The sequence below is a fragment of the Micromonospora rhizosphaerae genome, assembly GCF_900091465.1.
In the GTDB taxonomy this organism is placed as follows: Bacteria; Actinomycetota; Actinomycetes; order Mycobacteriales; family Micromonosporaceae; genus Micromonospora; species Micromonospora rhizosphaerae.
Map to the genome: position 1 here is coordinate 3,909,312 of NZ_FMHV01000002.1, position 13,180 is coordinate 3,922,491.

Consider the following 13,180-nt stretch of genomic DNA (forward strand, 5'->3'; position numbering starts at 1 on the left):
TTCGGTTTTGCGGCTGTCAACAGTCGGACACAGGGGACCGCGGGCACGGACGCCAGCGGACGAGCCGGCATGGCTGAGGACCCTCGTGGCAGCTAAGAAGGCCCAGTCCGTAGCGGGACCGGCAGGCCAGCCGATACCTGTTGCCGAGTGTCGGACAGGGCAATCAAGATCATGCCGTCTCCAGGCCGTCTGAGGCGAACCAGTAGTGACGAACCGATGGCCATCGATGAAGCGCCCCGGCTTAGGTCAGAGGGCGTCTCGCCCGGTTCGCATGGCTACGTCCACCGCCGAAATCAATACCACGCCGAGTGACGCGTCACGGGGTTTGACCTGCGCAAACGGTGGTGATATCTCGCGGCTTGGGGGGCAGCCTCGATAGCTCAGGATCATTCGCTTCGTGCGGTCTCCGGCCCGGTGATGCGCTCCAGCAACGGCAGGGCGGAGGCGATGATGCCGAGGCAGGCCGCCAGCCCGACGACGACAATCGCGTAGAACCCCACGCCCGGAGCGGTGAGCGTGTAGTCCATCTGCGCCTTGAGGAACAGCTGTGCGGCGAGGAAGCCCATCCCGATCGCGACCACGGCGACGGCGAGCATCGGTACGGCGCTTTCGAGCGCAACCACGCGGCGCAGGACCCGCACCGGCGCGCCGCTGAGGCGGAGCAGGCTGAACGGGCGTTTGCGCTCGGTGAGTCCGCCGATCACGCTGACCGCGAGGCTGCAGCCGGCGAGCGCGAGGCTGGCGATGATGATGACGTTGGCCAACTGTTGCCAGCCACGCAGCGTGTCGGCGAAGTCCGCCTCGAAGTCGCCGGGGACGTTCGGCGCCACCCAGAAGGCCGAGGGGTAGGCCACCTCGAGGGTCGTGCGCGCGCGCTCGATTGCTGCGGCCGAACCGTCCGTGCCGACCCCGATCGACGCCACCGGCAGCCCCTCCAGGTCGCCGAGTGGGACCGATGAGGCGGGCCAGACCCTCGTGGGCGACGCCGTTCCGCGGAAGGGCACCTCGGCAACCTCGGCTTCGTCGGCGCACCGGCCGTACGCCTTCGGGATGTCGGTGCACGCGACCACCCCGGGGCTGGCGTGGGCCGGGTCTTCGCGGATCACGATCACGCTCCGCACGCCGGGGACGGAGCGAAGGTCAGCCAGGATCGTGTCGGGCACTGACGGCGGGTTGTTGACGAAGGCGGTGGACAGGGTGGCGGCGTCGGTCGAGCCGATCGGTGCCGGGCCGCGGTTGGCGACGATCGTGGTGATCACGCCGATGGCGGTGCTCGTAACGAAGAGCGCGATCATGATGCCGCTGATGGCCCGGAAGCCGGCCTTCGGGTTGTCGGCGAGACGTCGCGCGGCGATGAGCGTGGCAGGGCGGGTGGCGCGTCGCGCCATGATCCGGGCGCCGACCATCGTCAGCCAGGGGCCGGCGATGACCAGGCCGGCCATGATGAGCAAGAGCCCGGGCAGGAACACCGCGGTCTGGCCGTCCGATGTCTCGGGCCGGTGACCGATGGCGAACGTCAGCACGGCGACGCCGAGCACAAGCGGGATCATCCGGTACGCGCGCGGGGCGCGTGGGGTGACCCGCCGGGTGACGCCGAGCGGGGAGATCCGCACGCGGCGCAGCGAGATGCGCGCCGCCACCGCCGCGCCGGCCGGGACGCCCAACGCGACGAGTAGAACGTCCAGCACAGTCAGCGACATGTCGCTGGGGAAGAACGGCATGCCGGTGAACGGGATGCTCGCGAGCCAGCCGCGGAACGCGAAGAACAGGATGAACCCGAGTGCGGTACCCGCGACGGCCGCGGCGGCCGCCTCGACCGCGGCAACGATCGAGATCTGCTGCGGCGTCGCGCCGACCAGACGCATCGCGGCGAACCGCTGCTCGCGGCGGGCGGCGCTGAGCCGGGTGGCCGTGCCGATGAAGATCAGCACTGGAAACAGCAGCCCACCGGCTATCACGCCCATGATGAGGTTGACCACGGTCTCGGGGAGCGCGGGAGCGTTGTCACCGACGCTGGTGAGCTGCTTGGCGAGGGGTAGTTCGGCGACCTCGTCGGGGGTGCCGCCGACGATGATGAGCAGGACGTCCGGCGACGTCAACGCCGCCGGGCCGATCGTGCCGAGGGCATGTCCGGGGTAGCGGTCGTCGAGCTGGTCGGCCGGATTGGCGGCCAGCTCCTTCTGCATCGCTGGCGAGGCGTAGTACTCCCCCGGACCTGGAGTCTTCGGGATGCCGATGGGGGTGGGGGCGCTCGGTCCGGTCGCGGCGACGTCGATGCGGATGATCTGCTTGCCGTGGAAGTAGTCCTGGCGCGTCGACCACCACAGCGGATCCGCGTCGCCGCCGGTTGACGGGGTGGGGAACATCGACGCGTACCGCGTGAGCTGCGCGTCGACGGCGTTCACTCCGGCGAGCGTGGCCAGCAGCACCCCGGCGCCCACCGCGACGGCGGTGGCGATGATGACCAGGCGGGTGAGCGCCTCACGACCGCCGGCCACGGCGAGGCGTAGCCCGAAGCCAATCATGACGCAACCCGATCCGGCGCGTTCACGCGCCCGTCGCGGACGATGACTTCGCGGTCGGCGTACGCGGCGACCCGTGGCTCGTGGGTGACCAGGATGACCGTGGTGCCCTGCTCGCGGGCCGCGGCAACCAGCAGGTCCATGACCTGCTCGCCGGTGAGTGAGTCGAGCGCACCGGTCGGCTCGTCGGCGAAGAGGACCTCCGGCCCGGCGACCAGGCCGCGGGCGAGGGCGACGCGCTGGGCCTGCCCGCCGGACAGTTCGCCGGACCGGCGCTGCTCCATGCCGTCCAGGCCGAGCCGCTCGAACCAGCCGTGCGCCTTGCGCAGCGCTTCCGTCCGGCGGACCCCGTTGAGCAGCAGCGGCAGGGCGACGTTCTCCGCTGCGGTGAGCTCGGGGACGAGCTGGCCGAACTGGAACACGAACCCGAAGCGGTCCCGGCGCAGGCTGCTGCGTTCGGTCTCGCTCATGGAGTCGACCCGGGCCCCGCCAAACAGGATCTCGCCGGAGTCGGGAACGAGGATGCCGGCCAGGCAGTGCAGCAGCGTCGACTTGCCCGAGCCGCTGGGGCCCATGATGGCGAGGATCTCGCCGGCGTCCACGGCGATGCTCGCACCCCGCAGGGCGGGGGTCTTGCCGAACGAGAACATCGCGTTGCGCGCTTCGATCGCGACGGTCATGGCCGCACCGCTTTCTTCAGGGCGTCCAACCGGGCGGCGGTCATCTCGATCCACCGGAGGTCCGCCTCCAGGTGGTACAGGCCATGGTCGGCGAGCAGTGCGTCGACCAGGCTGCCGGCGCGCTTGATCTCGGTGAGCTCGCGCATGCGCTGCAGGTGGGCGCGGCGCTGCGTGTCGAGGTATTCGCCGGCGGGACGGTCCAGCATGAGCGAGAGCACGACCTTGGCGAAGAGCACGGTGTGCAGGTGCGGCTCCGGCTCGACCGGCTGGGTCAGCCACTGGTCGACCTCGGTCGCGCCCAAGTCTGTGATGATGTAGCGCTTTCGGTCGGGTCCGGCGCCCGGGCCGACCTCGCTGATCACCACCTTGCCGTCGCGGGCTAGCCGGCTGAGGGTCGCGTAGACCTGGCCGAACGGCAGCGGCTTGCCACGCCCGAAGTAGGCGTCGTAGTCGCGCTTCAGGTCGTACCCGTGACTGGGCTCTCGTTCCAGCAGGCCGAGAAGGGTAAGGGGAACGCTCATGTCGGGAGACTACACCGAGGGTATACCTCGCGTATATACCCTTGCTGCGTTGCCTACCGACAGCGGGATGCCCGCCAAAGCCAGCACCACGTGGCCGCCGGAAGGTACGTCATCCGGGAGTACGCGATCATGACGACACCGAGCCGCACCATGCCCGTCCAGAACATCCGGGCCGCGCCGAACTTCGATGCGGCGGCTGTCGCTATCACCGCACCGATGACGGAGCCGATTCCGAACACCCCACCGAGGGTGCCGAGCCAACTCGCATCGATCCCCAGGTTGTCGGTCACGAAGAAGACATCGAGGGCGTTCAGCGCCCCGACGCCGAACATGGCGATGGTCACCGCCTACCGGCTGCACGCAGTACCGGGCTGCGGACGAAGAAGCGGAAGCCGTCCGCCATCTCATGGAGGAAGCCGACCCGCGAGGGCGTCTCTCCGGCGGGTGCGGCCACGGCCGCGTTGGTCACCTGCGCCGACGCGCCCACCGGACGCAGCCGGATGGCCCGCAACGCCAGGAACGAAGCGGCGTTGAGGGCGATGGCCCACTGAACGCCGGCGGAGAACAGCAGTGGCGCCGCGATCGGCGGGCCGACGACCGCTGCGACGGAGTACAGATCGGATTCAGGTCGATGCGGATGGTCAGGGGTCCGCGTATCCGCGGACGGATGGTGGCTACCAACCGTTGCCGAACTGCGGATCGCCCGTGGGCGGTCTCAGGCCGCCACCGGCAACAGTAGCCTCGAGTCGCGCGAGCCGATTCTTGATTTGCTCAAGCTCCGCGAACACCGCGCCCTGTCCACCACTCGGCATGGGCGCCGCAGGTGAGGGGGCGCCGTTACCAAGTTGCGCACGCAGGGAGATCACCTCCTCCGTCAACGCGGCGATGGTCCGTTCGACGGCATCCAGGAACATGTCGACCTCCTCCTCGTCGTACCCGCGTTTGCCTAGCGGAGGCTTCCTGAACGCGATGTTCCGGACGTCGGCTGGAGTGAGGTTGGGCATGGCTTGCTCCCAGGTTTGTGCTGAGGGCCTGATCGTATGCAAGCCATGCCACGCCCTGCGCCCATCAGGGCCGGGTGGTGGCAGCCTGAGGCGAGTCGGCCTCGGGCGCTTGCGTCATCCGTACCCGGCGAAAGTCGTCATGATCACCGTCTCGGGGGCACGGCCAGCCGGTGCTCTCCGGGAAGACGATGACGCGGTCAAGTACGGCTACGAGGCCCGCCACAGACCAACGCTTCAGACGCATGTGCTGCCTCCCGACCGGGACTGGCAAGGCTACCCACGTTCATAGATGACCATCGGGCGGCCAGTCAACGGGCAGCCGGCAACCCAGGTCAGGCTTGTGGGGCCTCAGCGGGCTCACTGACCCGGTCGGCGGTGCGTTGCAGATGCTCGCGCATGATCGACCGGGCCCACTCGACGTCGCGGGCGGCGATCGCGTCGACGAAGGCGCTGTGTTCCTCGGAGCCGCGGTGGCCCATGAGCGGCTCCACCACCTGTGCCTTGAGCAGCGACATGAGCAACGGACCGTGGAACGACTGCACGAGCATCTCGATGGCCGGGTTGTGCGTGCAGGCCGCCACCCGTACGTGGAAGTCGGCGGACATGGACATGACGTACTCGCCGCGGTCGAGGGCCGCCTGTTGGCTGCGCACCATGTCGCGTAGTGCCACGATGTCCTCGTCGGTGGCGCGTTCGACGACCAGCGGAACGATGCCGAGTTCGAAGACCTGTCGCGCCTCGGTGACCTGGGCCGCGGTGAGCGGCGAGAGGTTGAGCAGATCGGCGAGGCCCTCGCCGATCTGCTGGGACGTCGGCGACGTCACGAACGCGCCCCCGCGCGCGCCGACGCGGATGTCGATGAGACCGCCGGCCTCAAGGACGCGCAGGGCCTCCCGCACCGTCACCCGGCTGACCCCGAAGCGCTCGCACAGCTCCCGCTCGCTGGGCAGCCGGTCCCCGGGCTTGAGTCGGCCCTGCCGCAGCAGCAGCTTCACCTGTTCGACGATGGCCTGCGACACGCGGTTGAGCGACACGGCCTTGAACATGTCGACGTCACCGCCGGGGCCGGCCTGCTCGGTCTTTCCAGATGTCACGACGCTCATTCCTCGCATTCGGTGGCCGTCCGTCTTCAAGTCCTTGGGGCCTGACGGAAATAATGTCATACCACTGAACCAACTTCCGGCATTGTGCGCCGCCCCATGGTCAACTGTCGGTCTGTCGTCGGCTGTCCGCGTCGACCAATCCGGCGTCCGCCGTCGCGTCTACCAGCCCGGGCCCATCCACCAGCCCCGCCGGGACTCGTGGATCAACGGGCTTGCGCCGGAACGGCCCAATGGTATGATGTTTTGCACTTCAACGCCGGTGGCGAGGTGCGCATGGTCCTCCTCCCGAGCGTGGTCGTGCAGGGCTGTCGCAGATCGCCAGTCGCATGGCAGGGGTCAGAAGGTCGAGAGGAAGACGAGATGCTCAGACCAGAGCTCAACGAGCTTTTGACGCAGACCGGTCCTGGGACGCCAATGGGCGAGTTGTTTCGGCAGTACTGGATCCCGGCCCTGCTCGCCGAGGAACTGCCGGAGAATGACTGCTCCCCGGTGCGCATCAAGCTCCTCTCCGAGCGTCTGATCGCCTTTCGGGACAGCGACGGCCGGTACGGCCTGATCGACGAGTTCTGTGCGCACCGCGGCGCATCCCTGTGGTTCGGCCGCAACGAGGAGGGCGGCCTGCGCTGCAGCTACCACGGGTGGAAGTACGACGTGACCGGCCAGTGCGTCGAGGTCCCGTCCGAGGCGGACAACAGCAGCTTCTGCGCCAACGTCAAGCTCAGGGCGTACCCCCTGATCAAGGTCGGCGACATTCTCTGGACGCACATGGGCGACCCCGCGAAGCGGCCGGCGCCGCCGGAGTTCGAGTTCATCCAGGTGCCGCCGGAGCAGACCTACACGTCCAAGCGCTGGCAGGAGTGCAACTGGTTGCAGGCGCTGGAGGGCGGCATCGACTCGAGCCATGTCACGTGGCTGCACTCCGGGGCCCTCAAGAGCGACCCGCTGTTCAAGGGCGCCAAGGGCAACCAGTACAACATCGGCGACCTGAAGCCGTTCTTCGAGGTCGCGGAGGCAGATGGTGGGCTGTTCGTCGGCGCGCGCCGGAACGCCGAGGACGGCAACTACTACTGGCGCATCACGCCGTGGATCATGCCGAGTTTCACGATGGTCCCCCCGCGTGGCGACCACCCGGTACACGGCCACTTCTGGGTCCCGATCGACGATGAGAACTGCTGGGTCTACACCTTCGACTACCACCCGGTCCGCGCGCTGACGCCGGCAGAGCGCCAGGCCATGATCGACGGCTTCGGGGTGCACAGCGAGAACATCCCCGGCACGTACCGGCCGGTGCGGAACAAGGACAACGACTACCTGATGGACCGCGAGGCGCAGAAGCGCGGGGAGCACTACTCAGGGATCAAGGGCATCGCGATCCAGGACGCTTCCCTGCAGGAGAGCATGGGCCCCATCGTCGACCGCAGCAAGGAGAGGTTGGTCGCCGCAGACAGCGGCATCATCAAGGCCCGGCAGAAGCTACGGAAGGCGGCTATCGCGCTGCGCGACCAAGGGGTGACCCCGCCCGGGGTCGACCCGGCCCACCACCGGGTGCGATCGGCCGCGGTCGTGCTGCCCAGGAAGGAGTCCTTCCTCGAGGCGTGTGGTGACGCCGTGACGGCCACCCCCGGCGTCCCGCAGACCACGGTGTAGCCATGCCGAACCGCCCGATACTCCTCAACAGCTGCGCCAGGGCGGCCACCGCCGCCGAGGCCCGCTTCCGGATCAACGCACCGATCGCGCCGTCGCGCGGGGCCTGCGTCATAGCGCTCGACGACGGAGCAGAGGCGGTCGTACGCCGGGTCGCCGAGGAGCAGTGGTCCAGCGCCCGGTTCTTCGTCTGCAAGCTGCCGGCGCTGCTGTCCGCCAGCAACGGCGACCTGGCGGACGTGGTCCTGCTCGCCACCGACGGATCCGAGTCCCGGCTCAGCGACGAGCTCGCCGGCGCCGACGTCGCGGTGATGGTGGCGACCGCGGACGACGGTGCCAACGCGGCGGAGGCGATCGGTGACGCGTGCACCCTCCGCGGCATCATGACGGCCGGCGTGGTGATCACCGACGGGCACGACGCCGAGGCAACCGTCTCGGCCCTTCGGCCCCACGCCCGGGTGCTCATGGTCACGCGTGACGAGCACGACGTGGCAGAGTTGCTCAGTGCGCTGCGGGCCTAGGTCAGGGGTGAGATCGGCAATGGCGACGAAGGTCAGCCTGCGGGCACTCCAGGCGATGAAGCGTGACGGGCGGAAGATCGTCGGCGTGGTGGTCTGGGACTATCAGCTGGCCCGGATCGTCGACCGGGTCGGCGTTGACATCGTCTCGGTCGGCGACACCGTCGGCGTCAACCTCTGGGGGCAGTCGAACCCCTTCGAGGTGACCATGGACCAGATGATCGTCGTCGCCCAGGCGGTCCGCAGAGGGGTGAAGCGGGCGCTGCTCAGCTGCGACTTTCCCTTCGGGCCGCTGCAGGAGGGACCCGACAGCGCGGTACGGGCCGCCATCAGGCTCGTCAAGGAGGCCGGCGTCGACCTCGTGAAGCTCGATGGCGCCTCGGACCACCTCGACGCGGTCACCGCCGTCAACCGGGCGGGCATCCCGGTCTTCGCGCAGTTCGGGATCACGCCGCAAACGGCCCTGCGCTACGGCGTGCCCTACACGGCGAATCCGGGGTCGGACGCGCAGGTGCCGGTCGAGATGAAGGACGAGCTGGTCGCCGAGGCGAAGCGAATGGAGGCGGCGGGGGCTGCGCTGCTCAACTTCACCAACTCCGGGCCGGTCGTCGGCGCGGAGGTCGCGCGTGCCGTCTCGATCCCGGTCCTGGGCGGGTTCGGTGGTGGACCGTGGCTCGACGGGCGGATCCGGATGGCCACCGCCGCCATCGGCTATGCCGCCTCCACACTGGACGATCCCCCGGAGACCTACGCCAACGTGGCGCGAACCAGCTACGACGCTATCGCGGCCTACGCCGAGGACGTGCGTGCCGGCCGCCAGATCAAGGGCGGCATCCGGAGCGGCCCGGCGAGCTGACCGGGGCGAGGCGCAGTTGCCGGCGCCGTGCCGCCGGCAGGATCGGGTCTGACAGGAACGGAGAGGCGTCGTGCCCACCGCCATCATCGACGGGATCGCCACACGATACGAGGTCGCCGGTTCGGGGCCGCCGCTGCTCATGTTCTCCCCAGGTGGGTTCAACGCCACTCTGGACAATTGGCGGTCGCAGGGCATCTATCGCCGCCTCAACCTGCTCGACCACCTGACCACCAGGTACACCTGCATCACGTTCGATCGGCGCGAGTGCGGGCTGTCCGGTGGTCGGGTGGAACGTCTCGGCTGGGGGCACTACGCCGCGCAGGGCAAGGGGCTGCTCGAGCACCTGGGCATCGAGCGAGCGCACCTCATGGGCGGCTGTGTCGGCTGCTCCATCGTCACCACGTTCGCCGTCGCCTATCCCGAGGCGGCCGCCAGCATGGTGCTCTACTCGCCCGCGGGGGGAGCCCGGTACCGCTTGACTCAGCACGCCCGGCTGGGCCAGCACCTGGGCTATGTCGCCGAGCACGGCCTGGCGCAGGTCGTTGCCCTGGCCCGGGGCGGCGACAAGCCGTTCACCCAGGATCCACGAGGCGGCCCGTGGGTCACGGTGATCCGACGCGACCCTGCGTTCGCGGACGCGTACGCGCAGTGGGACCCCGACCGTTACACCACCCTGGTGGCCGGCATGTCCCGGCTGCTGTTCGACCGGGACACCGTGCCGGGAGCGGAGCCTGAGGACCTCATGCGGCTCGACGTCCCTGCCCTGGTCGTCCCCGGTCAGGACGCCTCCCACGCGACCTCGGCGGCCCGCTACCTCGAGGAGTGCCTGCCGCGCGCGGAGTACTGGGACGTCCCGGTCGGCGAGCAGACGGAGCAGACGGCGCCGGCCAGGGTGATGCGGTTTCTCGACGGGGCCTAGTCCGAACGGTCAGGCGAGCGACTCGCCACGCTCCAGCGCCGCGATCTGGTCCAGGCGTTGCTGGTGTCGTTCGCCCTTGAAGGGGGTGGTGAGCCAGGTCGAGGCGATCTCGACGGCCTCCGCCGGGCTGATCACCTTGGCCCCGAGCACGAGGACGTTGGTCTTGTTGTGCGCGCTCGAGATCTCGGCGAGGAACACGGAGTGGCACAGTCCGGCGCGAATGCCACGGATCTTGTTGCACGCGATCGCCTCGCCGCCGCCGGTGCCGCCGATCACGATGCCGCGCTCGGCGCGACCCTCCACGACCTGCCGACCGATGTCGGCGCAGAGCGGCGGGTAGTCCACGACCTCGGTGTCATGCGCCCCGCGGTCGTCGACCTCGTGTCCCTCGGCGGTCAGCCACCGGGTGAGGTGGGCCTTCATGGAGATGCCGTTGTGGTCGGCTCCGATGGCGATCCGCATGGTTCAACTCCTCACGCTGTCAGGTCGTGCGTGCTCTCGGGGAACAGGTCCGTCACGGCCGGGGCGCGGTCGAGGATCCGCTGGCGCAACGCATGTGAGATGAGTTGTTCGATCATCGCCCGGTTCGGTGCCACACCGTACGGAAGGGGGTCCTCGCCGGTGATCTCCATGACCCGCTGGTACATCCGGTCCGTCGGGGTCGGAGCCTCGATCGCGTCGGCGCGCAGCTTCTCGACGTAGCGCCGTTTGGCCTCGGCGAACGCGTCGACGAGCGCGACCGCCAGCCCGGGATGCGCCGCGAGCAACTCGTCCTTCACGACCACGAGGTGGTTGATGGGGTAGAGCCCGCGCTGGCGCAGCGCCGCGAAAGCGGCCTCCTCGGCTTCGGGGATCAGCGGGACCAGTGGAGGGCTCGCCTCGACGCCGATCGCGGCCGCCAGCTCGCCCGTTGCCACCGACGTCTGCAGGCTTCCCCCCGGCCGCATCGGGACGACGTTGACCGGCGGTCGATACTCGGCGACGTGTTCGTCGCCGGACAGCACCCACGTCACCCGGTCCAGGTCGACGCCGCACTCGTCGGAGAGGATGCCCCGGGCCCACACGCCCGTCGTGACGGTGTAGCCCCGGTTGACGCCCACCCGGCGGCCCTCGAGATCGGTCGGGGTCCGGATGCCGGCGGCGGGGTGGTGAACGACGGCACCATGGTGGAACCCGCGCACCAGGAAGATGGGCAGGGCGGTGAACCGCTTGCCGTGGGCCTTGGCGCAGAGATAGGTGGTGAACGCCATCTCGCAGACGTCGAACTCCAGCTCGCGCACCATCCGCCGGAACGCGTGGACGAGGACGGGGACCTCCCGGAAGTCGAGGCTGAAGCCCCGGGGCGTGACACTGCCGTCCTTGAGGGCCTGGTTGTTCCCCTGCGTCCGGGTCACGGTCGTGAGATGCACCGGCGCCATCCTGCTCAGCTCCCTCGCGTCCTCCGGGCTGCCGCTACAGGTGAACCTGCCCGCGCCCCTATCCCGAGGCGACCGTAGCATGATAACTGTTAGACCATAAGACCACCCGGGGCCCTGCCCCACGCCGGCGGAGGGAGGACGGTTCATGGGAGAGCAGGTTCTGGCGGCCGTACGGACGGGACCCGGCACGACTGAGCTCCGCGAGTACCCGATGCCGGCCGTCCCGGAGGACGGTGCGCTGCTCAAGGTCGAGGTGGCCGGGATCTGTGGCACCGACGTCAAGATGTACGCCAGGCCGGTCGTACCGGGGCCGGTCATCATGGGCCACGAGAACGTCGGCGTCATCGCCAGGGCGGGCCGGGTCTTCAGCGAGCGCCAGGGCGTGGTCGAGGGGGATCGGGTCTTCGTCGAGCACTACGTTCCGTGCCGGCGGTGCGAGTGGTGCCATCTCGGCGAGTACCGCCACTGTGCGGCCACCGACTGGCGGACGAACCCGGACGCCCGGCGCTACGGCTACACCTCGGCCGAGAACCCGTACCACCTGTGGGGCGGGTTCGCCGGCTACCTCTTCCTGCCGTGGAACGCGGTCGTCCACAAGGTGCCGGCGGGGGTGTCGGCCGAGCTGGCGGGGATCGTGACGCCGATGTCCAACGGCATCGAGTGGGCGCTCTTCGACGCCGGCGTCGGCTACGACTCGGCGGTCCTGATCCAGGGGCCGGGCCAGCAGGGGCTGTCCCAGGTCGTTGCCTGCAAGCAGGCCGGGGCGTCGCTCATCATCGTGACCGGTACGAGGCGGGACGCCGCGCGACTCGAACTGGCGAAGACGCTGGGGGCCGACCACGTCATCGACATCACCGCCGAGAACCCCCTCGAGCGCGTCATGGACATCACCGGCGGCAAGGGGGTGGACGTCGTCCTCGACTGCACCGCCGGCGCTGGCGTCGCGCCCGTCCTGCTCGGGATCGACGCCCTCAAGCGCAGGGCCGGCACCCTGCTGATCCAGGGTGAGATGGTGTCCTTCCCCGACTTCCCGGTGAAGAAGGTGACCGAGAAGGCCATCACCATCAAGAGCGCACGCGGCCACAGCTACCGCGCCTGCGAACTCGCCCTCGCGCAGTTGGCCGCCGGCCGGTTCCCGCTGGACCGGCTGACCACCCACACGTTCGGGCTCTCCGACGTCGACCGCGCCATCAGGGCGGTCGGCGGCGAGGGTGAGGAGGACGTCATCCACGTGTCCCTGCTGCCGTGGAAATGAAGCGGTCGGCAGCCCGCCCGAGCAAGCGAAGGGAGCGAGATGGGCGTCGTCGTACGCAACATCCGTCGCGCTGAGCTGTCCACCGTCGACGCCTTCGCGGCGTTCGGCGTGGCGACCATCCACGAGGCGCAGGGCCGCACCGGGCTGCTGGATGCGCGTCTGCGGCCGGTGTACCCGGGCGCGCGAGCCGGTGGCACCGCGGTGACCGTGAGCGTCCCCCCGGGCGACAACTGGATGATCCACGTGGCCGTCGAGCAGTGCCAGGCCGGGGACGTTCTCGTGGTGGCGCCCACGTCTGCGTCCGATGCCGGTTACTTCGGCGAGCTGCTGGCCACCTCGCTGCAGGCGCGTGGCGTACGGGGTCTGGTCATCGACGCCGGATGTCGTGACGTGGCGGAGCTGACCCGGATGAACTTCCCGGTCTGGTCTCGGTACGTGTCGGCGACCGGAACGGTCAAGGAGACGCTCGGAAGCGTCAATGTCCCACTCGTCTGCGCCGGCCAGCTGGTGCGGCCGGGCGACGTGATCGTGGCCGACGACGACGGCGTGGTCGTCGTGCCGCGGCGGACCGCGGACGAGATTCTGGCCGCGTCGCGGGCGCGGGAGGCGAAGGAGGCGGTCTCTCGGCGGCGCTACCAGGCTGGGGAGCTCAGTCTGGACGTCAACGACATGCGTGAGCGGCTCGCCCGCAAGGGGCTGAAGTACATCGACCAGGAAGCGGACGACTGAGCCGGCGGGAC

The 13,180-nt window shown here is 69.4% G+C and carries 14 protein-coding genes; 6 read left to right on the top strand and 8 right to left on the bottom strand.

The window, feature by feature from the left end:
- Positions 1–386: 386 nt before the first annotated feature.
- From GA0070624_RS18415 to GA0070624_RS18440, 6 genes are all read right to left on the bottom strand, one after another.
- On the bottom strand, positions 387–2,525 hold the full coding sequence (locus tag GA0070624_RS18415) for an FtsX-like permease family protein (RefSeq protein WP_091342747.1): 2,139 nt from the start codon (positions 2,523–2,525) through the stop codon (positions 387–389).
- Positions 2,522–3,202 carry an ABC transporter ATP-binding protein gene (locus tag GA0070624_RS18420; protein WP_091342749.1) on the bottom strand — a complete coding sequence of 227 codons (681 nt, stop codon included), beginning with the start codon at positions 3,200–3,202 and terminating at the stop codon, positions 2,522–2,524. Before GA0070624_RS18420 ends, GA0070624_RS18415 begins: the two co-directional genes overlap by 4 nt.
- Positions 3,199–3,723, bottom strand: a complete 525-nt coding sequence (locus GA0070624_RS18425) for a PadR family transcriptional regulator (protein WP_091342751.1) — start codon at positions 3,721–3,723, stop codon at positions 3,199–3,201. Before GA0070624_RS18425 ends, GA0070624_RS18420 begins: the two co-directional genes overlap by 4 nt.
- A gap of 53 nt (positions 3,724–3,776) precedes the next feature.
- The gene (locus tag GA0070624_RS18430; protein ID WP_091342753.1) at positions 3,777–4,067 is read right to left on the bottom strand and encodes a hypothetical protein; all 291 of its coding nucleotides are present in this window, start codon (positions 4,065–4,067) and stop codon (positions 3,777–3,779) included.
- 330 nt (positions 4,068–4,397) lie between these two features.
- Complete coding sequence (locus GA0070624_RS36445) at positions 4,398–4,727, bottom strand: DivIVA domain-containing protein (RefSeq protein ID WP_091342756.1); 330 nt, start codon at positions 4,725–4,727, stop codon at positions 4,398–4,400.
- Positions 4,728–5,059: 332 nt separating this feature from the next.
- Positions 5,060–5,821 (bottom strand): FadR/GntR family transcriptional regulator, encoded by a 762-nt coding sequence (locus GA0070624_RS18440; protein ID WP_245718862.1) that lies wholly within the window; start codon positions 5,819–5,821, stop codon positions 5,060–5,062.
- Positions 5,822–6,190: 369 nt separating this feature from the next.
- Between GA0070624_RS18440 and GA0070624_RS18445 the strand changes: the two genes are divergently transcribed.
- From GA0070624_RS18445 to GA0070624_RS18460, 4 genes are all read left to right on the top strand, one after another.
- Positions 6,191–7,477 (top strand): aromatic ring-hydroxylating dioxygenase subunit alpha, encoded by a 1,287-nt coding sequence (locus GA0070624_RS18445; protein WP_091342762.1) that lies wholly within the window; start codon positions 6,191–6,193, stop codon positions 7,475–7,477.
- A gap of 2 nt (positions 7,478–7,479) precedes the next feature.
- Positions 7,480–7,995: a hypothetical protein gene (locus GA0070624_RS18450; protein WP_091342763.1), complete on the top strand. Its 516-nt coding sequence runs from the start codon at positions 7,480–7,482 to the stop codon at positions 7,993–7,995.
- A 19-nt stretch (positions 7,996–8,014) separates the two neighbouring features.
- On the top strand, positions 8,015–8,848 hold the full coding sequence (locus GA0070624_RS18455) for a 3-methyl-2-oxobutanoate hydroxymethyltransferase (protein ID WP_091342764.1): 834 nt from the start codon (positions 8,015–8,017) through the stop codon (positions 8,846–8,848).
- Positions 8,849–8,918: 70 nt separating this feature from the next.
- Positions 8,919–9,767, top strand: coding sequence for an alpha/beta fold hydrolase (locus GA0070624_RS18460; protein WP_176731764.1), 849 nt, complete (start codon positions 8,919–8,921; stop codon positions 9,765–9,767).
- A gap of 9 nt (positions 9,768–9,776) precedes the next feature.
- Here GA0070624_RS18460 and GA0070624_RS18465 read toward each other — a convergent pair whose 3' ends face one another.
- Positions 9,777–10,229 (bottom strand): RpiB/LacA/LacB family sugar-phosphate isomerase, encoded by a 453-nt coding sequence (locus GA0070624_RS18465; protein WP_176731765.1) that lies wholly within the window; start codon positions 10,227–10,229, stop codon positions 9,777–9,779.
- A gap of 11 nt (positions 10,230–10,240) precedes the next feature.
- Positions 10,241–11,176: a substrate-binding domain-containing protein gene (locus GA0070624_RS18470; protein ID WP_245718863.1), complete on the bottom strand. Its 936-nt coding sequence runs from the start codon at positions 11,174–11,176 to the stop codon at positions 10,241–10,243.
- A 154-nt stretch (positions 11,177–11,330) separates the two neighbouring features.
- Here GA0070624_RS18470 and GA0070624_RS18475 point away from each other — a divergent pair, with 154 nt between their 5' ends.
- Entirely contained in the window at positions 11,331–12,440 is a 1,110-nt protein-coding gene (locus GA0070624_RS18475; protein ID WP_091342768.1) for a zinc-dependent alcohol dehydrogenase, read from the top strand.
- A 39-nt stretch (positions 12,441–12,479) separates the two neighbouring features.
- Positions 12,480–13,169 (top strand): 4-carboxy-4-hydroxy-2-oxoadipate aldolase/oxaloacetate decarboxylase, encoded by a 690-nt coding sequence (locus tag GA0070624_RS18480; protein WP_091342769.1) that lies wholly within the window; start codon positions 12,480–12,482, stop codon positions 13,167–13,169.
- Positions 13,170–13,180: the final 11 nt, after the last annotated feature.